We start from the raw sequence: 20,774 nt of genomic DNA, 5'->3' as shown, positions 1-20,774 counted from the left end.
GACGAAAAAAAACCTCTCGTACGAGAGGTTTTTTCTTTTAGCGGCTCTGAATCGCCAAATCGCCCGGCAGCGTTTTCTGCATGCGGTGCCAGATTTCACCGGAATCATGACCGTAGCGGCGCACCGTCTCATAAACCTGATCGTGCAGCCCTTCGGTACAGAGCTTGCTCAGCTTATGGTAGAAGCCCAGCGCCAGGCTGCGGGCTTCAGGGTTAGCGAAGTAGTGGCGACCAATGCGGGTATACAGACCTTTCATCCCGTTCAGGATCAGGCCGTAAATCGGGTTACCGGAGGCAAAGGCCAGGCCGCGGAAGACGTTATAGTCAAGCGTAGCGAAAGCGTCAGCGTGGTCTTCGACCTCGTTCGCGCTGGCCAGCACCGCGAGCGCATCTTCAGGATGCTGACGGAACGCGGTGCGGATAAAGATAGTCGCGATGTTGGTACGCACGGAGAGCAGATTGTCGATCAGCTGCGGCACGCTTTCGTGATCGAGACGCGCCAGCGTTTCAAGAATGTTCAGCCCGGACGTTTCCCAGAAGTTGTTTACTTTTGTTGGCTTGCCGTGCTGAATCGTCAACCAGCCATCACGTGCCAGACGCTGCAAAACTTCACGCAACGTAGTACGGGTGACGCCAATCAGTTCAGAGAGTTCGCGTTCAGCAGGTAGAATTGATCCCGCAGGGAAACGATTATTCCAGATGCTTTCAATGATGTACTCTTCCGCGAAACCCGCCGGGCTCTGCGCCTTAATGACCATAGTGAGATTTCCATTACACAGCTTTAGCAAATTGGACTCATCATACCAGAGGCGCGCAGAGGCAGATAGCGCAGCAAAGAGAGAAAAGAGGGATCGCCGTTTCATTTTTGTGAAATTTACAATTTGACCTAATGCCCCTCTACGCCACCATTTTTGCGTATACTGATGTTTTGCCTTATTTGACGGGGAAGGACGTCTGTCGTGGAAATTTCATTTGGCCGCGCGCTGTGGCGCAACTTTTTAGGCCAGTCGCCTGACTGGTACAAACTCATACTTCTGGTATTCCTGGTCGTTAACCCCATCCTGTTTTATGTCAATCCGTTTGTTGCCGGATGGCTGCTGGTGGCGGAATTTATCTTCACCCTGGCGATGGCGCTGAAATGCTATCCACTCCTTCCCGGCGGCCTGCTGGCATTTGAAGCGGTGGTGATTGGCATGACCAGCGCGGAGCATGTTAAACAGGAGCTGGCATCCAATCTTGAGGTGCTTCTGCTGCTGATGTTTATGGTGGCTGGCATCTACTTTATGAAGCAGCTACTGCTGTTTATCTTTACCCGGCTGCTGCTGAGCATTCCCTCAAAAACGATCCTGTCGGTGGCATTTTGTCTCGCGGCAGCGTTTCTGTCGGCCTTCCTTGATGCCCTGACGGTGGTGGCCGTGGTGATTAGCGTGGCCGTCGGCTTTTACGGCATTTATCATCGCGCCGCCTCCTCTCGGCCCGGTGAGGATTTGCAGGACGACAGCCATGTCGACGCGCATAACCGCGAGGTGCTGGAGCAGTTCCGCGCGTTTCTGCGCAGCCTGATGATGCATGCGGGTGTGGGTACGGCGCTGGGCGGCGTGATGACGATGGTGGGGGAACCGCAAAACCTGATCATCGCCAAAGCGGCGGGCTGGCATTTCGGCGAATTCTTCCTGCGCATGGCGCCAGTGAGCGTTCCGGTGCTGATCTGCGGCGTCGTCACCTGTATTCTTGTCGAGAAATTCAGCGTCTTTGGCTACGGCGCGAAGCTGCCTGAAACGGTGCGACAGGAGCTGCATACATTCGACGTGCAAAGTCGCCGTCAGCGCACGCGCCAGGATACGCTACGCCTTATCGCGCAAGGCATCATTGGCGTCTGGCTTATCGCCGCGCTGGCTTTTCATCTTGCTGAGGTAGGGTTAATTGGCCTGTCGGTTATTATTCTCGCCACCACCTTTAGCGGCGTGACCGACGAGCACGCTATCGGCAAAGCCTTTACCGAAGCCCTGCCGTTTACCGCGCTGCTGGCGGTATTCTTTGCGGTAGTGGCGGTGATTATCGACCAGCACCTGTTTGCGCCGATTATCGCCTTTGTATTACAGGCCGCGCCCGACGCCCAGCTTTCGCTGTTTTACCTGTTCAACGGTTTGCTCTCCTCCATCTCCGATAACGTTTTTGTCGGCACGGTGTACATCAACGAAGCGAAAGCAGCCATGGAGCAAGGCGTGATCAGCGCTCAACAGTTTGAGCTGCTGGCGGTGGCGATCAACACCGGCACCAACCTCCCTTCCGTGGCGACACCTAACGGCCAGGCGGCCTTCCTGTTCCTGCTGACCTCGGCTCTTGCGCCACTCATACGACTTTCTTATGGAAGAATGGTCTGGATGGCCCTGCCCTATACGCTGGTACTGACGATTGTGGGTTTGCTTTGCGTCAAAATTACCCTCATTCCTTATACGCACTGGCTGATACAAGCGGGTATACTTGCCGCGCACTAAGATGTGTAAATCGGGCAGCTCGCTGCCCGTTTGCCTTTTCGCACGATAAACATCCAATTACGTTTTATTTCGCCAGGTACAGGTGGCGCGAAAAACGAATTCGTTTACACTGCGATTTCTAAGCATGTTCCAGGGAAATGATTATGTTGAGATTTTTAAACCAGTGCTCCCGCGGTCGCGGAGCGTGGTTGTTAATGGCCCTGACCGCCTTTGCGCTGGAAATGGTCGCGCTGTGGTTCCAGCATGTGATGGGGTTGAAGCCCTGCGTGCTGTGTATCTACGAACGTTGCGCACTGTTCGGCATTATGGGTGCGGGCCTGGTGGGCGCGATTGCCCCGAAATCGCCGCTTCGCTATGCCGGTATTGCCATCTGGATATACAGTGCCTGGAAGGGAATTGAACTCTCCTGGGAGCACACCATGATGCAGCTGCATCCGTCACCGTTTATGACCTGCGATTTTGCCGCCCGTTTCCCGAGCTGGCTGCCGCTGGACAAATGGCTGCCGCAGGTGTTTGTTGCATCCGGTGACTGCTCCGTTCGTCAGTGGGAATTCCTGACGCTGGAGATGCCGCAGTGGCTGGTGGGTATTTTTGCCGCCTACTTCGTCGTGGCGCTGCTGGTGCTGATTGCCCAGCCGTTTAAACCGAAAAAACGCGATCTGTTTGGAAGGTAAACGCAAAACGGCAACCTCGGTTGCCGTTTTTAGTGTTTGCGCCCTCTCCCGTGGGAGAGGGTTGGGGTGAGGGCATCAGGCCGCACAAACACAAATAAAAAACCCGCCTCGGCGGGTTTTTTTATTGTCACCGATTAGGGTGATTCATGATGTGATCTTCCCAGTCCCGCACTTCAGACTCTTTCACCGCAATATGGCGCACGGAAATGCGTTCGCCGTGCATAGCCGCCTTAGATCCGGTCAGCAGCGGATGCCATTTCGGCAGATCTTTTCCTTCCGCCAGCAGGCGATACGCGCAGGTATGCGGTAACCACTCAAAGGTCGGCAAATTATCCCGAGTTAACTTGATGCAGTCCGGCTCATACTCGAAGCGGCGTTCGTAGTTGCGGCACTGGCAGGTTTTGATGTTCAGCTGCTTGCAGGCGACGTTGGTGAAATAGATCTCGTCGGAGTCTTCATCCATCAGCTTGTGCAGGCAGCACTGTCCGCAGCCGTCGCACAGCGACTCCCACTCCGCGTCGGTCATGTCGTCGAGCGTTTTACTTTGCCAGAAAGGGATGTCGTTCATCAGGATGTCCACACGTCAAAAGAAAGCGCACCTTATAACGAGTCTGGCATGTTGATGCAAGTTTTGCCGCCCATTTCGGGCGGCAAGGTGTTTTTACAGCACGCGTGTTCTCAGCGACAGGCCGTTGAAGCTGACCTCAAGCTCATCGCCACCGTTGAGCGGGCCGACGCCCTCTGGCGTACCGGTCAGGATCACATCACCCGGTTTCAGAGTAAAGAAGCGGCTCATGTAGGCAATCAGCGGGACGATCTTATGGATCATGTCCGCCGTGGTGCCCTGCTGGCGTACCTCGCCGTTCACCTTCAGGCTGAGCGGGGTGTTCTGTGGGTCATCAGTAAACTCGCTCACCGGAACAAAACCCGAAATGGGGCAGGAATTATCAAAGCCTTTGGCTTTTTCCCACGGTTGCCCCGCTTTCTTCATCTTGCCCTGCACATCACGCAGGGTGAGATCCAGGGCGACACCGTAACCGGCAATCGCTTTCTGCACATGCTCTTCAGAAGCCTGACGCAGCGTTGCGCCAATCAGCACCGCCAGCTCCACTTCGTGGTGGACAGAACCCAACCCTTGCGGTAACGCCAGCGGCTGGCGAATATCGCAGAGTGCGGTTTCGGGCTTAATAAACAGCACCGGCTCTTCTGGCGTCGCGCTGCCCATTTCCTGAATGTGTTTTGCGTAGTTGCTGCCCACGCAGACGACTTTGCTGACGGGATAATCCAGTAATGCACCTTGCCAGTTATGATGTTGATACATGGTCGACCCCTAAACGGTTGATGTGTTGTTCCCGGAAGCTTCCGGGTTTATTTCTTTCCGTTCACCTCAAGATGCTGTTTTAATAAATTCTCGGGTGGCGGCGGAAGCTGTAAATAATAGCCTTGCTCGGTTAATGCCAATTTCACTTTTTCCAGATCGGCATTCACCAGCGTCTTACGCCCGTCAAGCGGCAGCAGCATCGCCAGCTGAGGGCGGCCAAAATTTTTCATTAATTCTTCAGGCACGCGCGAAAAATCGTCTTTCTTTTCGACATAAAGATAGGTCTGGTCACGGCTTGTACTTCTGTAGATCACACAAAACATGTTTTTACTCTGAATTAATGGGTGGTTGCTTGCCTCAATATACTCCTGACTATAACATGCCTGATACTCTTCGGAATATCGCAGCGAGTTGTTGCGGTTAATAGCAAATTGAGTAAGGCCAGGATGTCAAACACGCCCATCGAGCTTAAAGGCAGTAGCTTCACCTTATCAGTGGTTCATTTGCATGATGCAAAACCCGAGGTTATTCGTCAGGCGTTAGAAGATAAAATCGCGCAGGCACCCGCCTTTCTGAAACATGCCCCCGTAGTCGTCAATGTGAGCGGTCTGGATGCCCCGGTTAACTGGAAACTTCTCCAGCAGGCGGTTTCATCCACCGGGCTGCGTATTGTCGGCATTAGCGGCTGTAAAGATGCTGAACTGAAAGCCGAGATTGACCGGGCAGGGCTACCGCTTCTGACCGAAGGCAAAGAAAAAGCCCCTCGTTCGGCTCCAGCGGCGGTGCAGACGCCCCCTCCCCCGGTTCAAAACGTTACACCTGTCACAAAAACGCGATTGATTGATGTGCCGGTTCGTTCCGGTCAGCGAATTTATGCGCCAAACTGTGATCTAATTGTTACAAGCCACGTCAGTGCTGGCGCTGAACTGATTGCGGATGGCAATATTCACGTCTACGGTATGATGCGTGGGCGTGCGCTCGCGGGCGCAAGTGGCGATCGGGAAGCACAAATATTTTGTAGTCACCTGACGGCGGAACTGGTGTCCATCGCAGGTGAATATTGGCTGAGCGACAAGATCCCAGCCGAATTTTATGGCAAAGCGGCTCGTCTGCTGCTGGCAGACGACGCGTTGACCGTTCAACCGTTGAATTGATCCCTTTTTAACAAGGAATTTCTATGGCACGCATTATTGTTGTTACTTCGGGTAAAGGAGGCGTTGGCAAGACCACCTCCAGCGCGGCCATCGCTACTGGTTTGGCCCAGAAGGGAAAGAAAACCGTCGTTATCGACTTCGATATCGGCCTGCGTAACCTCGACCTCATCATGGGATGTGAGCGTCGCGTCGTGTATGACTTCGTTAACGTCATCCAGGGCGATGCCACGCTTAACCAGGCGCTGATTAAAGACAAGCGCACCGAGAACCTCTTCATCCTCCCCGCTTCCCAGACGCGTGACAAAGACGCGTTGACCCGCGAAGGCGTGGAAAAGGTACTCGACGAGCTGAAAAAAATGGAGTTCGACTTCATTGTCTGCGACTCCCCTGCCGGCATCGAGACCGGTGCCCTGATGGCGCTCTACTTCGCTGATGAAGCGATTATCACCACCAACCCTGAAGTCTCCTCCGTGCGTGACTCAGACCGGATTCTCGGCATCCTCGCCTCCAAATCCCGTCGTGCGGAAAATGGCGAAGATCCGATTAAAGAGCACCTGCTGCTGACCCGCTATAACCCGGGTCGCGTAAATAAAGGTGACATGCTGAGCATGGAAGACGTGCTGGAGATCCTGCGCATCAAGCTGGTTGGCGTCATCCCGGAAGATCAGTCCGTGCTGCGCGCCTCTAACCAGGGTGAGCCAGTGATTCTGGATACGATGGCAGATGCAGGTAAAGCTTACGCCGATACCGTTGACCGTCTGCTGGGAGAAGAACGTCCTTTCCGCTTCATTGAAGAAGAGAAGAAAGGTTTCCTCAAACGCCTGTTCGGAGGATAAGTTATGGCATTACTGGACTTTTTTCTCTCGCGGAAAAAAAGCACCGCCAACATCGCAAAAGAACGTCTGCAAATTATCGTTGCGGAGCGTCGTCGTAGCGACGCCGAGCCTCACTACCTGCCGCAGCTGCGCAAGGACATCCTGGAAGTGATCTGCAAGTACGTGCAGATTGACCCGGAGATGGTCACCGTACAGCTGGAGCAAAAAGACGGGGATATTTCGATTCTGGAGCTGAACGTCACGTTGCCAGAAGCGGAAGAGTCGCGCTAATCGTTTGTGATTTTGTAGGCCGGGCAAGCGTCGCGCCGCCCGGCAATCCCCCGGTGGCGCTGCGCTTACCGGGGCTACAGTTTCTTAACGCGGGTAGGATTCGAGCAATTTATTCAGACGCTCTGTCATCAGATCGCCGCGCCACCCCGCCACCATCTCCGGCAGCCCATTCTGCGGCTTCAGCTTCCAGTGCCAGTTCAGCAGCTGATTAATCTGACGACGTGATGCCAGGAGCTCCGCGCTCAGCTTGCTTTCCGTTGCGACGTCCTGCACCAGCGCCTTGATATCTTTAAACGCTTTACGATAGCCCGGCATATCCATCAGATTCAGCAGCGGTTCCGGCAGGTCTTCATCCGCCGTTTGCTGTGCCTGCGCCACCAGCGCGAGCAGGGTTTTGCCGTGGAAACGAATTTCGCTACCCGAAAGCCCAATGCTGTCCAGCTCGCCCATGCTGCCCGGCATGTAGCGCGCGACCGCCCACAGATGCTCTTCACGCACCACAAAGTTCACGGCCAGGTCGCGCTCGCGCGCTTTGCGCAAACGCCAGTCCGCTAACAGCTGCAGGCACGCCAGCTGACGCGTGCGAAGCTGCCAGGCGTTTGTGATATCGCGCCAGGCCTCTTTCGGGTCAACCACGTCCTGACGACGCTGCTGGGTCATTCGGCACTCGTCCAGCGCAGCGGACAGCCAGCCGGAAGCTTCTGCCTCCTTCATCAGCTGTCCGGCAATCGGCAGCAGGTAGAAGACGTCTGCCGCCGCATACTCCAGCTGACGCTCGGTCAGCGGGCGCGCCAGCCAGTCGGTACGGGATTCGCTTTTGTCCAGCGTCAGGCCGGTGTACTCCTCAACCATGGCAGCAAAGCCCCATGAGAGCGGACGCCCGCTGAACGCCGCGAGGATCTGGGTATCAATGAGCGGCTGCGGCATGATGCCAAAGGTATTCATAAACACTTCCAGATCTTCACTGCCCGCATGCAGGAATTTGGTCACGGCCGTATCCAGCAGCAGCTCGCGCATCGGTGCCCAGTCGGTAATACCGAGCGGGTCAATCAGCGAGACATGTTTGCCGTCGTACATCTGAATCAGGCCCAGCTGCGGATAATAGGTTCTCGTACGGACAAACTCGGTATCCAGGGCGATGGCGGGATAGTCGCGCGTTACTTCGCACAGCGAAGCCAGCTCGTCGTTGGTCGTGATCATCTGGTAATTCAAATCATTTTCTCTTTTGTTTGCGCCCATAAAAAACGCCGGCTTAACCGGCGTCTGGGCGATTAACGTGAAGCTCAGGCCTTATTGTCTACTTTGGCACGGGCTTCGTCACGTAATTCTCGTCGTAATATCTTCCCGACGTTAGATTTAGGCAGTTCATCGCGGAATTCCACCAGCTTCGGCACCTTGTAGCCCGTTAACTGACGACGGCAGAAGGTTATCAGCTCTTCCTCATTCAGCGAAGGATCTTTCTTGACCACAAATATTTTCACCGCTTCACCGCTGCTGCCGGACGGGACGCCCACAGCCGCCACTTCGAGCACGCCGCTGTGCTGCATGACCACGTCTTCGATTTCGTTCGGGTAGACGTTAAAGCCGGAGACCAGGATCATGTCTTTCTTACGATCGACAATGCGCAGGAAACCTTCGTCGTCCATCACGGCGATGTCGCCGGTATGCAGCCAGCCGTCTTTGAGGATCTCGTCCGTCGCATCCGGACGTTGCCAGTAGCCCAGCATCACCTGCGGCCCTCTTACGCACAGCTCGCCAGGCTCACCATGAGGCACTTCGTTTCCCTCATCATCCACCAGCTTCGCTTCGGTCGACGGAACAGGCAGGCCAATGCTGCCGCTGTGGTAGTCAATGTCGTGCGGGTTCACGCTCACCAGCGGCGCGCATTCCGTGAGGCCATAGCCTTCCAGAAGATACTGGCCGGTGAGCTTCACCCAGCGCTCGGCGACCGCCTGCTGAACGGGCATCCCGCCGCCTGCGGAGAGGTGCAGCGTGGAGAAATCCAGCTGCTGGAACTCTTTGTTATTCAGCAGCGCATTGAAGAGGGTATTCACTCCCGTCATGGCGGTGAACGGATATTTCGCCAGCTCTTTCACCAGGCCCGGGATATCGCGCGGGTTGGTGATGAGGATATTCTGACCACCCAGCTCGATAAACAGCAGGCAGTTCATGGTCAGCGCAAAGATGTGATACAGCGGAAGCGCCGTGATGACCACCTCTTTGCCCGGATGCAGCAGCGGCCCGTAAGTGGCGTTCACCTGTTCAAGGTTCGCCAGCATGTTCCGGTGCGTCAACATCGCGCCTTTCGCCACGCCGGTGGTGCCACCGGTATACTGCAGGAAGGCGAGATCTTCCGACACCACTTCTGGCTTGACGTATTGCATACGGTAACCCGCGTGCAGCGCGCGGCGGAAGGAGATGGCGTCCGGCAGGTGATATTTTGGTACCAGCCGCTTCACGTATTTAACGACAAAGTTAACCAGCGTGCCTTTGGCCGTGGAAAGCTGATCGCCCATGCGCGTCAGAATGACGTGTTTTACCTGGGTTCTGTCGACCACTTTTTCCAGCGTGTGGGCAAAGTTCGAGACAATGACAATCGCGACCGCGCCGCTGTCGTTCAGCTGATGCTCAAGCTCGCGCGGGGTATACAGCGGGTTCACGTTGACGACAATCATCCCGGCTCGCAGGATGCCGAACAGCGCGACCGGGTATTGCAGCAGGTTCGGCATCATCAGCGCGACGCGGTCCCCTTTTTGCAGTCCCAGCCCTTCCTGTAAATACGCCGCAAACGCCCGGCTACGCTCTTCCAGCTTGCGGAAGGTCATCACTTCGCCCATGTTCACAAACGCAGGCTGGTCAGCGTAGCGCCGCACCGAGTGTTCAAATAATTCAACCAGGGATTGATAACGGTCAGGATTGATCTCCGCAGGCACATCTGCGGGATAACGGTTAAGCCAAACCTTCTTCAATGCATCACCTCTGAAATGAGTGTTCGTCGTCATCACAGCCCCGATAATAAACAGTTTGTTAACATTATATTAACTCAGCGTACCAGTTTATTAATTGTTCAGATTGCAGGTTGCGAAGCGCGTCACTCTTTTTTTTCATTTTATCCGTAAAAAAACAGAGACAGCGGCTGAGCCGCTGTCTCTTTCCTAATAATAACAGTTAGTTACTCAGTTACGATCGTTTGAACCTGCGCCGGGCCCGGGTTATACCAGCCCCAGCCGGGGTAACCATAACGGTAAGGATGAGGACCCCACATCCACGGATCGATCGGCTGTGGCGGCATAACCACCTGCTGGGCAATACGCCAGCGCTTGTAGCCCGTCACCTGCATAGTCATAAATTTATACGGCGTGCTGCCGATTTTGCCCTGCACCGAACCGGTAATCGGCCCAACAACGGTCACCAGTTGCCCACGGAAATCGACCGGGTCAAGGAAACCGCTGACGTCTGCATAAATGCGCCCGCGCGAAGCCTCCCCCAGTACGGGGCGAGCACCGCTGTCCAGCGGTACCGTCGCAATTTCCAGACGGGTTTTACCCTGCTGGTTAAAGACCTCGATCACCTTGCCGCCGAAGCGCGATTCCTGGCCAACATACAGCTCAGGTGCATTCATAACGCGCACCAGATCCTGCTGTGGCGTTGGGCTACTGCCCTTAATCGCATCAGGAACGGTTACGCAACCGCTCAGTGCTGTGGCAACAACGCCTGCCATTAAAAGGCGAACAACTTTAGTTTGAACCGCCATGATGCGACTCCTTTTTCTCAGTTCCTGTTACTGAGATTCACTCGCGGCCTGGAAGTTTCTTCCACGCAACGGTGTTTCGTAAATAAACCGGCTCAGCCTGTTCAACGGCAACGGTTTTTCCTTTCGCGAACAGCTGACAGGCAAGGGGAAGCATATCTTCGGCGGCAGGCAGAAGCATATTGCCGTCAACCAGCGTTACGCCGGTGCCGTTCCCCATTTCCGGCCATGCCGGCCAGCCCGTCCCTACCGTTGCCCACTCGCCTGAAAGCTGCTTCAGGCGTTCGGTCACGGCTTCAGGCGTCAGCACGGCTTCCGTCTCTTCACCGTGCCAGACGCCGTTATCATCACGGGTATATTCAGCCCAGTAAACTTCGCCCATGCGGGCATCAATAGCCGCCAGCACGCGCGTTGCGCCAGTCATGCGCCAGGCACCCTGCGCCATGGTGGCGAGGGTAGAGACGCCAATCATCGGCAGTTCAGCGCCCAGCGCCAGCCCCTGCGCAATGCCAATACCAATGCGCACGCCCGTAAAGCTGCCGGGGCCGCGGCCAAACGCCAGCGCGTCGAGGTCGGTTAAGGAGGTGTTGCCCTGGGTTAACATGGCTTTTACCAGGGGCAGAATACGTTGGGTGTGTTCCCGTGGGCACTCTTCGAAATGAGCAGAAACAGCACCGTCGTTCAACAGAGCGACAGAGCAAGCCTCTGTCGCGGTATCAATAGCCAGAATTCGCATCAGTCGTCGCGCTCTCGCAAGGGTCAGTCACAAAATGGCGCGCATCTTAGCACATTCCGGGGCGAATTACTCCGCCGTTGGGTTTGCCAGGAAACGCACCGCGCGTTTTATGTCCCGCGTCCGCGGCGCGGGCGGCAGGCTGGCGAGGAAGGTGGCGCCGTAAGGGCGCATCACCAGTCGGTTATCACAGATCACCAGCACGCCGCGATCGGTGACGTCGCGGATCAAACGCCCTACCCCCTGCTTGAGGGTAATCACCGCGTCCGGCAGCTGGACTTCGTCAAACGGATCGCCTCCGCGCAGGCGGCAGTCTTCCATCCGCGCCTTGAGCAGCGGATCGTCCGGAGAGGTAAACGGCAGCTTGTCGATGATGACCAGCGAGAGGGTATCGCCGCGCACGTCGACCCCTTCCCAGAAGCTGCTGGTCGCCACCAGCAGGGCATTACCGGCGCTGACGAACTGCTGCAGCAGCTGGCCTTTGCTGGTTTCGCCCTGCAACAGCACCGGCAACGTCATCGTAGCGCGGAACTGCTCGGCGAGGTCGCGCATCATGGCGTGGGAGGTGCAGAGCATAAAGCAGCGGCCGTTATTGGCCTCGATCATCGGTTTTAGCATCGCCGCCAGATGACGCGCCGCACCCGGCTGGTTCGGCAGCGGCAGATTACGGGGAACGCAGAGCAGCGCCTGTTTTTCGTAATCGAACGGGCTGGGCAGAAGCAGCGATTCCGCCTGCTCAATGCCGAGGCGCTCGGTGAAGTGGTGCAGATCGTCATTCACCGACAGGGTTGCCGAGGTGAAGATCCAGCTTCCCGGCTTTTGCGCCATCACCTCTTTAAATTTATCCGCCACCGTCAGCGGCGTCAGCGCCAGGGTAAAGTGGCGCGAGGTGCACTCGTACCAGTAGCTGTAACCCGGCTGGTTAATCTCTTTCAGCCGTTTGAGCCGCCCGCGATACAGCGTGGCGCGTTCAAACGCCGCATCTAACAGCGCGGAGCGTCCAAGCGAGAGTTTCGCCACGTCGTAGCAGAGTTCCAGGGCATCATCGAGCAGCAGCAGCGCGCGCTGGATATTTTTGTCCGCCAGCAGCTCGCGCAGGTTACCGCGATAGCCCGGCTCGCCGAGCTGTAAGCGGAAATCCTGCGCGCTCTGCGCCAGGCGGTCGGCGCACTTCTGCAGCTGCTGGGTATCTTTTAATTCGGTGCGATAGGCGATGGTGAAATCTTTCGCCAGATCCTGCAGCTGACGGCTGGAGAGCGACTGACCGAAGTACTGGCTGGCGATATCCGGAAGCTGGTGCGCTTCATCGAAGATCATCACGTCAGCCTCGGGGATCAGCTCGCCGAAACCGCTGTCCTTGACCACCATATCCGCGAGAAACAGGTGATGGTTTACCACCACGACGTCGGCGTCCATCGCCGTTTTGCGCGCTTTCACCACGAAGCAGTCTTTGTACAGCGGGCAGTCGCTGCCGAGGCAGTTATCGTTGGTGCTGATCACCAGCGGCCAGGCAGGAGAGTCTTCCGGCACGCTCGCGCAGGTGCTGATGTCCCCCTCTTCGGTCTGGTTCGCCCATGACCGAAGGATAATGACGTCGCTCAGCGTCTGTACCGGCAGATCGCCACCCGCCAGCGCCTGCTGCTCGAGACGCTCAAGGCAAAGGTAGTTAGAACGCCCTTTCAGCAGAGCCAGACGCCCTTTGTATTTCAGCGCTTTCGCCACCGTGGGCAAATCGCGGCTGTAGAGCTGATCCTGCAGCGCCTTCGAACCGGTGGAAATAATCACCTTCTTCTTCGCGCGCAGCGCCGGAGCAAGGTAAGCATAGGTTTTACCCGTGCCGGTTCCGGCTTCGACCACCAGCGGCTGAGCCTTATCGATAGCGTGCGCAACGGCGTGCGCCATCTGACGCTGAGGTTCACGGGGTTTGAAGCCGGGGATAGCCTGCGCTAATTGACCTTCAGGGGAAAAATCGTCTGCCACGGTGCTCTCTCACTGTATTTTTGCACAGGGATTATGTCAGCCCATCCACTCATGTGCCACCCCAAATAGTGACGACGGATGAACAATATGGCAGTCTTGCCGCCTGACGACGAAAAATAACGAGGAAACGTTTATGACAATTGTGCGCATTGATGCCGAAGCCCGCTGGTCTGATGTGGTGATCCATAACCAGACGCTCTACTACACCGGCGTCCCGGCTAACCTGGACGCGGATGCGTTCGAGCAGACGGCCAATACCCTGGCGCAGATTGACGCGGTGCTGGAAAAACAGGGCAGCGACAAATCCCGCATTCTGGATGCGACGATTTTCCTGGCAAACAAAGATGACTTCGCGGAAATGAACAAAGCCTGGGACGCGTGGGTGGTGGCGGGTCACGCGCCTGTACGTTGCACCGTACAGGCCACGCTGATGAAGCCGGAATACAAGGTAGAGATTAAGATTATCGCGGCAGTTTAAGCCCGATCACTCTTCATCTTCATCCTCGAAACGCGCCACGATCCGCTCGCCGGTATGCGTGGCGCGCAGTTCTTCCGCCACCTGGGAAATCGCCTGTCCGCTGCTCATCCCCTGGGACATCAGTTCCTGAATTCGCTCAACCGCTTTCTGCTGCTGTTCATGGCTCAGAGAAGGTAAACCTGCAAACATCGTCAACTCCTGCTAAATTATTCGCGCTAATTATTTCACGCTGCCCGGTAGTATGCCACACATGAACATGCGCTTCCCCACTGTTATTACCCTGACCTGGCGGACAGACGCCGCTGAATACTGGTTTGCCCGCCTGAGCCATCTTCCGTTTGCGATGCTGCTGCACTCCGGTCATGCGGACCATCCCTATAGCCGCTTTGATATTCTGGTCGCCGATCCGCTGAAGACGCTGACAACCGATGACCTGTCGCTGACGGACGATCCGCTGGTGCAGCTTCAGCACGACATTGACGCGCTGGGCTTATCTGCCACACCCAACCCGGACCTTCCTTTTCAGGGGGGCGCGCTGGGCCTGTTTGGCTACGATTTGGGTCGCCGTTTCGAAACGCTGCCCGAGCATGCGCAGGCTGATATCCCCCTGCCCGACATGGCCGTGGGGCTGTATGACTGGGCGTTAATTGTCGATCACCAGAAAAAAACGGTTTCCCTGCTGAGCCATCGTGACGTGCAGGCGCGTCTGGCCTGGCTTGAGGCGCAACAGGCTGCACCCGCAGAGACGTTTACGCTGACCTCCGGCTGGCGCTCCAACATGAGCGCCGCGGAGTATGGCGAAAAATTCTCGCGCGTTCAGGCGTATCTGCAAAGCGGCGACTGCTATCAGGTTAACCTCGCCCAGCGCTTCGAGGCGACCTATCGGGGAGATGAGTGGCAGGCGTTTACCCGCCTTAATGCCAGCAATAAGGCACCGTTCAGCGCCTTTGTGCGTCTGGAACAGGGGGCGATCCTCAGCCTGTCGCCCGAGCGTTTTATTCATCTGGCCGAGGGCACCATTCAAACCCGCCCGATTAAGGGCACGCTTCCACGCCTTGCCGATCCTGATGCCGATCGCCAGCAGGCGGAAAAACTGGCCGCCTCGCCAAAAGACCGCGCCGAAAACCTGATGATTGTCGATCTGATGCGTAACGACATTGGCCGGGTGGCCGTGCCGGGCAGCGTCCGCGTGCCGGAACTGTTTGTCGTTGAGCCTTTCCCGGCGGTGCATCATCTGGTCAGCACCATTACCGCGCGGCTGCCTGACTCGCGCACGGCCTGCGATCTTCTGCGCGCCGCGTTCCCGGGCGGCTCCATCACCGGTGCGCCCAAGGTGCGGGCAATGGAGATCATTGATGAGCTGGAGCCCCACCGCCGCAATGCCTGGTGCGGCAGCATCGGCTATATCAGCCTGTGCGGCACGCTGGATACCAGCATCACCATTCGCACGCTGACCGCCTGTAACGGAAACCTTTACTGTTCGGCCGGGGGCGGCATTGTTGCCGACAGCCAGGTCGATGCGGAATATCAGGAAACCTTTGATAAAGTTAACCGTATCCTGAAACAACTGGAGTAAACACGGGTGGAAAAAGAGAATCTGACGCTGGATGACTTTTTATCTCGCTTTCAGCTATTACGACCGCAGGTCAACCGCGAAGCGCTGAATCAACGTCAGGCGGCCGTGCTGATCCCGGTCGTGCGTCGCGCGCAGCCGGGCCTGCTGCTCACCCAGCGTTCCGCCCATTTACGCAAGCACGCGGGTCAGGTCGCTTTTCCGGGGGGCGCGGTAGACAGTTCCGACGCCTCGCTGATTGCCGCCGCGCTGCGCGAAGCGCAGGAAGAGGTTGCCATTCCACCGGAGGCCGTTGAGGTCATCGGCGTGCTGCCGCCCGTCGACAGCGTCACCGGTTTTCAGGTCACGCCGGTGGTCGGCATTATCCCGCCGGGCCTACAGTATCACGCCAGCGTCGATGAAGTCTCCGCGGTGTTTGAAATGCCGCTGGATGAAGCCCTCCGACTGAGTCGTTATCACCCGCTGGATATTCAGCGTCGTGGGCATGACCATCGGGTCTGGTTGTCCTGGTATCAGCATTATTTTGTCTGGGGCATGACGGCGGGCATTATTCGTGAGCTGGCGTTGCAAATCGGCCTGAAGCCTTGACTATACTTTACATTCCGCCCTCTTCTGCCAGGTTTGCGATCTGCGTCGCGCTATTAGCAAAACCCATCGTTAACCATTAGTTTAATTCATGTGAATAGTTAAGCCGAGGTCGGTGTTCCCTCTTACACTATGCGCAGTTATAACATCGTTACTGGAACCCCGGTAACCCTGTCAGGAGTGTGAAAGTGATTAGTATATTCGACATGTTCAAAGTGGGAATTGGCCCTTCGTCTTCCCATACTGTTGGCCCGATGAAGGCCGGTAAACAGTTCGTCGATGATCTGGTCGAAAAAGGATTACTGGAAAGCGTTACCCGTGTCGCCGTGGATGTTTACGGCTCGCTGTCATTAACGGGTAAAGGCCACCACACCGATATCGCCATTATTATGGGTCTGGCAGGCAATATGCCGGATACCGTTGATATTGATGCCATCCCGGCATTCATCCGCGACGTGGAAACACGCGGCCGCCTGCTGCTGGCAAACGGCCAGCAGGAAGTCGATTTTCCGCAGGATGACGGCATGCGTTTCCGTAGCGACAACCTGCCGCTGCATGAAAACGGCATGACCATTCACGCTTATAGCGGTGAAAAAGAGATTTACAGCAAAACGTACTACTCCATCGGCGGTGGTTTCATCGTGGATGAAGAGCATTTTGGCAAAGACAGCGTCGGCGACGTCAGCGTACCGTACCCGTTCAAATCGGCGACCGAGATGCTGGGTTACTGCAAACAGACCGGTCTTTCCCTGTCTGGCATGGTGATGCAGAACGAACTGGCCCTGCACAGTAAACAAGAGATTGAAGACTATTTTGCCAACGTCTGGCAAACCATGCGCGCCTGTATCGATCGCGGGATGAACACCGAAGGGGTTCTGCCGGGTCCGCTGCGCGTGCCGCGTCGTGCCTCTGCTCTGCGCCGTATGCTGGTGACCACGGACAAATTCTCCAACGACCCGATGAACGTGGTCGACTGGGTGAATATGTTTGCACTTGCGGTTAACGAAGAGAACGCCGCCGGTGGCCGCGTCGTGACAGCGCCAACCAACGGCGCGTGCGGCATTGTTCCTGCGGTGCTGGCGTATTACGACCACTTTATTGAGCCCGTGACGCCGGACATCTATATCCGTTATTTCCTGGCAGCAGGTGCCATCGGCGCGCTGTACAAGATGAATGCCTCCATCTCCGGTGCGGAAGTGGGCTGTCAGGGTGAAGTCGGCGTGGCCTGCTCCATGGCGGCGGCGGGTCTGGCAGAGCTGTTGGGTGCAAGCCCTGAGCAGGTCTGCGTGGCGGCTGAAATCGGTATGGAACATAACCTCGGTCTGACCTGCGATCCGGTCGCGGGCCAGGTGCAGGTGCCGTGCATTGAGCGTAACGCGATTGCCTCGGTGAAAGCCATCAACGCCTCACGTATGGCGATGCGCCGTACCAGCGAACCTCGCGTATCGCTGGATAAGGTGATTGAAACCATGTACGAAACGGGCAAAGACATGAACGCGAAATACCGCGAGACGTCCCGTGGTGGTCTGGCCATTAAGGTGCAGTGCGACTAATACTGCCTTTCGCCCATCTGCAACGGATGGGCGAATTTCCCTCTTCTTCCTCGTCTCCTTCTGCTTTCCCCACTACACTTTCACTGTTGCGTCCGGCTTTTGTGGCTGGTGGCTTATCAGGCGACCGTTCATGCAAACTGCACAAACGATCATTAAAAACTATCGCCGAAAACGCGTTATCGTCTGTGTGACGGTTGCGCTCCTCACGCTCATCCTGACGCTGGGCATTCGCTTTATTTCCCAGCGCAACGTTAACCAACAGCGGATCCTCGATTTTACCAGCCATACCGTTCGCGCCCTTGATAACGTTCTGCTTTCGCTGGAAAACCACCGCAACGTGCTGCAGCCGCTGGTGGGACAGCCCTGCCCGCAGGTGCAGCTGGCGCTGCGACAACAGGCCGCCATTTTGCAGACGGTACGTTCTATCGCCCTGATTAAAGACGGTATCCTGTATTGTTCGAGTATTTTCGGCAGCCGCAGCGAGCCTGTTCGTGACTTCCTTCAGGAACTCCCCGCCAGCACGGCGAAGCTGATTTTATCGACCGACCAGTGGCTGCTTAAGGGCAGCCCTATTTTGATCCAGTGGTATCCCGTCTCCCAGGACGGTGAAGAAGGCGTCGTCGAGATTATTAATATCGACCTGATCGCCAGAATGATCCTCGAGCCCCAGCGTCCGCTCATTAATGACGTGGTGCTGACAGTCGGCGATCGTTTTTTACGCTACGGTCAACGCGTCACCGACAGCCTGACGTTTGATGAAGACAGCGCCCTTTTCCAGCAATCATCAACCCGAAATCCTTTCACCATTACGGTCAGCGGACCTGGCCCCGGTGAGTTAGCCTTAAAAAGCCTGCCCGCCCAGCTGCCGCTGGGGCTGATGCTCAGCCTGCTGCTGGGCTATCTCGCCTGGCTGGCGACGGCAAACCGGATGAGCTTTACGTGGGAGATCGATATGGGCATTGCGGCGCGGGAATTTGAGCTTTTCTGCCAGCCGCTGGTGAATGCCCGCACCCAGGCGTGCACGGGCGTTGAGATCCTGCTGCGCTGGAATAACCCCCGTCAGGGTTGGATCACCCCGGAGGTGTTTATCCCTCTGGCAGAAGAACATAACCAGATTGTCCCCCTGACCCGCTATGTCATCGCCGAAACGGTGCGCCAGATAGGCTACTTCCCGTCCAGCGCCGGTTTCCACATCGGCATTAACGTTGCAGCCAGCCATTTCCGCCACGCTGTACTGGTACAGGACCTGAATCGTCTCTGGTTCAGCGCCAATCCGCGACAGCAGCTGGTGATTGAACTCACGGAACGGGATGCGCTGCTGGACGCTGATTATCGCATCGTGCGCGAACTGCATCGCAAAGGGGTGAAGCTCGCTATCGACGATTTTGGCACCGGGAACAGCTCCCTCTCCTGGCTTGAAAAGCTGCATCCGGACGTCCTGAAAATTGACCAGTCCTTTACCACCGCCATTGGCACGGATGCCGTGAATTCAACGGTGACGGACATGATCATTGCACTGGGCCAGCGGCTGAATATCGAGCTGGTTGCGGAAGGGGTCGAAACGGAAGAGCAGGCGCGCTATTTACGCCGTCACGGCGTTCCAGTCCTGCAGGGCTTTTTCTATGCGCGGCCGATGCCGCTACGGGACTTTCCAGACTGGCTGGCGGGAAGTGCTCCCCCGCCAGCGCGTCATAACGGGCACATCGTACCCTTAATGCCGCTGCGTTAAGCAGACTTACTCATCTTCGTCGTGGGCAGATTGTTCTTTAACAATACGGACCATATCAACGCGATAGTCGTTGGCTTCGACAATGGTAATGTGCAGCGGCGGCAGCTCGATCACATCGCCAACACGCGGGATCTGGCCGTTTACGGCGATGACCAGACCGGCAACGGTCGCGATGTCTTCTTCATCGTTGACCACGTTTTCCAGCCCCAGCGTGTGCGAGAGCGCGTGCAGGTCGGTGGTACCTTTAACCAGCCAGCCTTCGCCATCGGCAACAATTTCCGGCGTTTCGTCTTCATCCGGGAATTCACCGGCGATCGCTTCCAGCACGTCCAGCGGTGTCACCAGCCCCTGCACCACGCCAAACTCGTTGGTGACAATAACAAAGCTACCGCGAGCGCGGCGCAGCACCCCGAGCAGGTTGATCGGATCCAGCGTTTCCGGCACCACAATCGCAGGCGATGCAGCAGCAACGGCTTCGACGTTAACGCCCTCTTCCAGGGCGACCAGCATCTCTTTCGCCCGCACCACGCCGATGATCTCATCCAGTTCACCACGACATACCGGGAACAGGCTGTGCGGTGAAGAGAGCAGCTGCTGGCGAATTTCATCGACGCTCAGGTTAGCATCGACCCAGCTGATCTCCCCGCGCGGCGTCATGATGCCGCGCAGCGAACGGGAGGCCAGAGAGAGCACGCCGTTAATCATGTAGCGTTCCTGTTCCACAAACGCCCCTTCCGGGACCGGAACCGGGTTGTGGTTTTCGGAATCAGACTGCACATTCACCTGACGACGACCGCCCATCAGGCGCAGAATGGCATCTGCGGTACGGGCGCGCAGCGGCTGATTTGACTGCTGCTTGATAAAGTTACGGCGCGCAATCTGGTTGAACAGCTCGATCAGGATCGAGAAGCCAATCGCGGCGTACAGGTAGCCTTTCGGAATATGGAAGCCAAAGCCTTCCGCCACCAGGCTCAGACCAATCATCAGCAGGAAGCTCAGACACAGTACCACCACCGTTGGATGCTGGTTCACGAAACGCGTCAGCGGTTTCGACGCCAGCAGCATGACCGCCATCGCAATAACCACCGCTGCCATCATGACCGGCAGATGGTTTACCATGCCGACCGCCGTGATCACCGCATCCAGCGAGAAGACCGCATCCAGCACCACGATCTGCAGCACCACCACCCAGAAACTGGCATAGCCTTTACCGTGCCCATCATCGTGCTGACGGTTTTCCAGCCGCTCGTGAAGTTCTGTCGTCGCTTTGAAGAGCAGGAATATCCCCCCGATCAGCATGATCAAATCACGGCCGGAGAAGGTGTAATCCATGACGGAGAATAGCGGTTTGGTCAGCGTGACCATCCACGAGATGACGGAGAGCAGCCCCAGTCGCATGACCAGCGCCAGCGAGAGTCCAATCAGACGCGCTTTATCACGCTGTTTTGGCGGCAGCTTATCTGCAAGGATGGCGATAAACACCAGGTTATCAATACCGAGAACGATCTCCAGTACGACCAGCGTGAGCAATCCTACCCAGATTGACGGGTCCATTAAGAATTCCATGACAAGCTCCTGCTAAAGGAATGACAAAACGGTGCCCCACTCAATGTAGGCAAAACAGAGGCAAACAGAGACGA

Annotated in this window: 21 protein-coding genes; 10 read left to right on the top strand and 11 right to left on the bottom strand. The window is 56.6% G+C overall.

Going from position 1 to position 20,774, the window contains the following annotated elements:
* Window positions 1-37: 37 nt before the first annotated feature.
* Entirely contained in the window at window positions 38-757 is a 720-nt protein-coding gene (gene fadR, locus KK102_RS11915) for a fatty acid metabolism transcriptional regulator FadR (RefSeq protein ID WP_014884259.1), read from the bottom strand.
* Window positions 758-958: 201 nt separating this feature from the next.
* On the opposite strand from fadR, the gene nhaB reads away from it, so the two are divergent.
* Both nhaB and dsbB read left to right on the top strand, forming a co-directional pair.
* Entirely contained in the window at window positions 959-2,497 is a 1,539-nt protein-coding gene (nhaB, locus tag KK102_RS11910) for a Na(+)/H(+) antiporter NhaB (protein ID WP_126545407.1), read from the top strand.
* Window positions 2,498-2,640: 143 nt separating this feature from the next.
* Entirely contained in the window at window positions 2,641-3,171 is a 531-nt protein-coding gene (gene dsbB, locus KK102_RS11905) for a disulfide bond formation protein DsbB (protein WP_216357649.1), read from the top strand.
* A 127-nt stretch (window positions 3,172-3,298) separates the two neighbouring features.
* Here the strand turns inward: dsbB and KK102_RS11900 are convergent, their stop codons facing one another.
* The 3 genes from KK102_RS11900 to KK102_RS11890 all read right to left on the bottom strand — a co-directional run bounded on the left by KK102_RS11900 (window position 3,299) and on the right by KK102_RS11890 (window position 4,815).
* On the bottom strand, window positions 3,299-3,739 hold the full coding sequence (locus KK102_RS11900; protein ID WP_126545408.1) for a YcgN family cysteine cluster protein: 441 nt from the start codon (window positions 3,737-3,739) through the stop codon (window positions 3,299-3,301).
* A 93-nt stretch (window positions 3,740-3,832) separates the two neighbouring features.
* The gene (locus KK102_RS11895) at window positions 3,833-4,492 is read right to left on the bottom strand and encodes a fumarylacetoacetate hydrolase family protein (protein ID WP_126545409.1); all 660 of its coding nucleotides are present in this window, start codon (window positions 4,490-4,492) and stop codon (window positions 3,833-3,835) included.
* 47 nt (window positions 4,493-4,539) lie between these two features.
* Complete coding sequence (locus tag KK102_RS11890) at window positions 4,540-4,815, bottom strand: YcgL domain-containing protein (RefSeq protein ID WP_089598219.1); 276 nt, start codon at window positions 4,813-4,815, stop codon at window positions 4,540-4,542.
* A gap of 123 nt (window positions 4,816-4,938) precedes the next feature.
* Between KK102_RS11890 and minC the strand changes: the two genes are divergently transcribed.
* The 3 genes from minC to minE are packed head-to-tail and all read left to right on the top strand — an operon-like array spanning window position 4,939 to window position 6,752.
* On the top strand, window positions 4,939-5,646 hold the full coding sequence (gene minC, locus KK102_RS11885; RefSeq protein WP_010432720.1) for a septum site-determining protein MinC: 708 nt from the start codon (window positions 4,939-4,941) through the stop codon (window positions 5,644-5,646).
* 23 nt (window positions 5,647-5,669) lie between these two features.
* Window positions 5,670-6,482 carry a septum site-determining protein MinD gene (gene minD, locus KK102_RS11880; protein ID WP_094943030.1) on the top strand — a complete coding sequence of 271 codons (813 nt, stop codon included), beginning with the start codon at window positions 5,670-5,672 and terminating at the stop codon, window positions 6,480-6,482.
* 3 nt (window positions 6,483-6,485) lie between these two features.
* On the top strand, window positions 6,486-6,752 hold the full coding sequence (gene minE, locus KK102_RS11875; RefSeq protein ID WP_003859937.1) for a cell division topological specificity factor MinE: 267 nt from the start codon (window positions 6,486-6,488) through the stop codon (window positions 6,750-6,752).
* An 84-nt stretch (window positions 6,753-6,836) separates the two neighbouring features.
* Here the strand turns inward: minE and rnd are convergent, their stop codons facing one another.
* The 5 genes from rnd to KK102_RS11850 all read right to left on the bottom strand — a co-directional run bounded on the left by rnd (window position 6,837) and on the right by KK102_RS11850 (window position 13,216).
* Window positions 6,837-7,952, bottom strand: a complete 1,116-nt coding sequence (gene rnd / locus KK102_RS11870; protein WP_216357687.1) for a ribonuclease D — start codon at window positions 7,950-7,952, stop codon at window positions 6,837-6,839.
* Between the two features lie 83 nt (window positions 7,953-8,035).
* The gene (fadD, locus tag KK102_RS11865; protein ID WP_126545410.1) at window positions 8,036-9,721 is read right to left on the bottom strand and encodes a long-chain-fatty-acid--CoA ligase FadD; all 1,686 of its coding nucleotides are present in this window, start codon (window positions 9,719-9,721) and stop codon (window positions 8,036-8,038) included.
* 203 nt (window positions 9,722-9,924) lie between these two features.
* On the bottom strand, window positions 9,925-10,506 hold the full coding sequence (locus KK102_RS11860) for a Slp family lipoprotein (RefSeq protein WP_010432706.1): 582 nt from the start codon (window positions 10,504-10,506) through the stop codon (window positions 9,925-9,927).
* A 37-nt stretch (window positions 10,507-10,543) separates the two neighbouring features.
* Window positions 10,544-11,239, bottom strand: a complete 696-nt coding sequence (tsaB, locus tag KK102_RS11855) for a tRNA (adenosine(37)-N6)-threonylcarbamoyltransferase complex dimerization subunit type 1 TsaB (protein ID WP_216357648.1) — start codon at window positions 11,237-11,239, stop codon at window positions 10,544-10,546.
* A 66-nt stretch (window positions 11,240-11,305) separates the two neighbouring features.
* The gene (locus KK102_RS11850; protein ID WP_216357647.1) at window positions 11,306-13,216 is read right to left on the bottom strand and encodes a DNA repair helicase YoaA; all 1,911 of its coding nucleotides are present in this window, start codon (window positions 13,214-13,216) and stop codon (window positions 11,306-11,308) included.
* 133 nt (window positions 13,217-13,349) lie between these two features.
* Here KK102_RS11850 and KK102_RS11845 point away from each other — a divergent pair, with 133 nt between their 5' ends.
* Window positions 13,350-13,694 (top strand): RidA family protein, encoded by a 345-nt coding sequence (locus tag KK102_RS11845; protein ID WP_216357646.1) that lies wholly within the window; start codon window positions 13,350-13,352, stop codon window positions 13,692-13,694.
* Window positions 13,695-13,700: 6 nt separating this feature from the next.
* Here the strand turns inward: KK102_RS11845 and KK102_RS11840 are convergent, their stop codons facing one another.
* Complete coding sequence (locus tag KK102_RS11840; protein ID WP_008500497.1) at window positions 13,701-13,883, bottom strand: YoaH family protein; 183 nt, start codon at window positions 13,881-13,883, stop codon at window positions 13,701-13,703.
* 61 nt (window positions 13,884-13,944) lie between these two features.
* Between KK102_RS11840 and pabB the strand changes: the two genes are divergently transcribed.
* From pabB to KK102_RS11820, 4 genes are all read left to right on the top strand, one after another.
* Window positions 13,945-15,270 (top strand): aminodeoxychorismate synthase component 1, encoded by a 1,326-nt coding sequence (gene pabB, locus KK102_RS11835; RefSeq protein WP_216357686.1) that lies wholly within the window; start codon window positions 13,945-13,947, stop codon window positions 15,268-15,270.
* Between the two features lie 6 nt (window positions 15,271-15,276).
* Window positions 15,277-15,855: a CoA pyrophosphatase gene (locus KK102_RS11830; protein ID WP_045908238.1), complete on the top strand. Its 579-nt coding sequence runs from the start codon at window positions 15,277-15,279 to the stop codon at window positions 15,853-15,855.
* 185 nt (window positions 15,856-16,040) lie between these two features.
* On the top strand, window positions 16,041-17,405 hold the full coding sequence (gene sdaA / locus KK102_RS11825) for an L-serine ammonia-lyase (RefSeq protein WP_008500494.1): 1,365 nt from the start codon (window positions 16,041-16,043) through the stop codon (window positions 17,403-17,405).
* Window positions 17,406-17,535: 130 nt separating this feature from the next.
* A complete protein-coding gene (locus tag KK102_RS11820) occupies window positions 17,536-19,134 on the top strand; it encodes an EAL domain-containing protein (RefSeq protein WP_216357645.1) in 1,599 nt (532 codons plus the stop codon).
* A gap of 6 nt (window positions 19,135-19,140) precedes the next feature.
* Here KK102_RS11820 and yoaE read toward each other — a convergent pair whose 3' ends face one another.
* On the bottom strand, window positions 19,141-20,700 hold the full coding sequence (gene yoaE / locus KK102_RS11815) for a CNNM family cation transport protein YoaE (RefSeq protein ID WP_008500492.1): 1,560 nt from the start codon (window positions 20,698-20,700) through the stop codon (window positions 19,141-19,143).
* Window positions 20,701-20,774: the final 74 nt, after the last annotated feature.

The sequence above is a fragment of the Enterobacter quasimori genome, assembly GCF_018597345.1.
Taxonomy (GTDB): domain Bacteria; phylum Pseudomonadota; class Gammaproteobacteria; order Enterobacterales; family Enterobacteriaceae; genus Enterobacter; species Enterobacter mori.
This window is presented reverse-complemented; position numbering and strand designations above follow the sequence as displayed.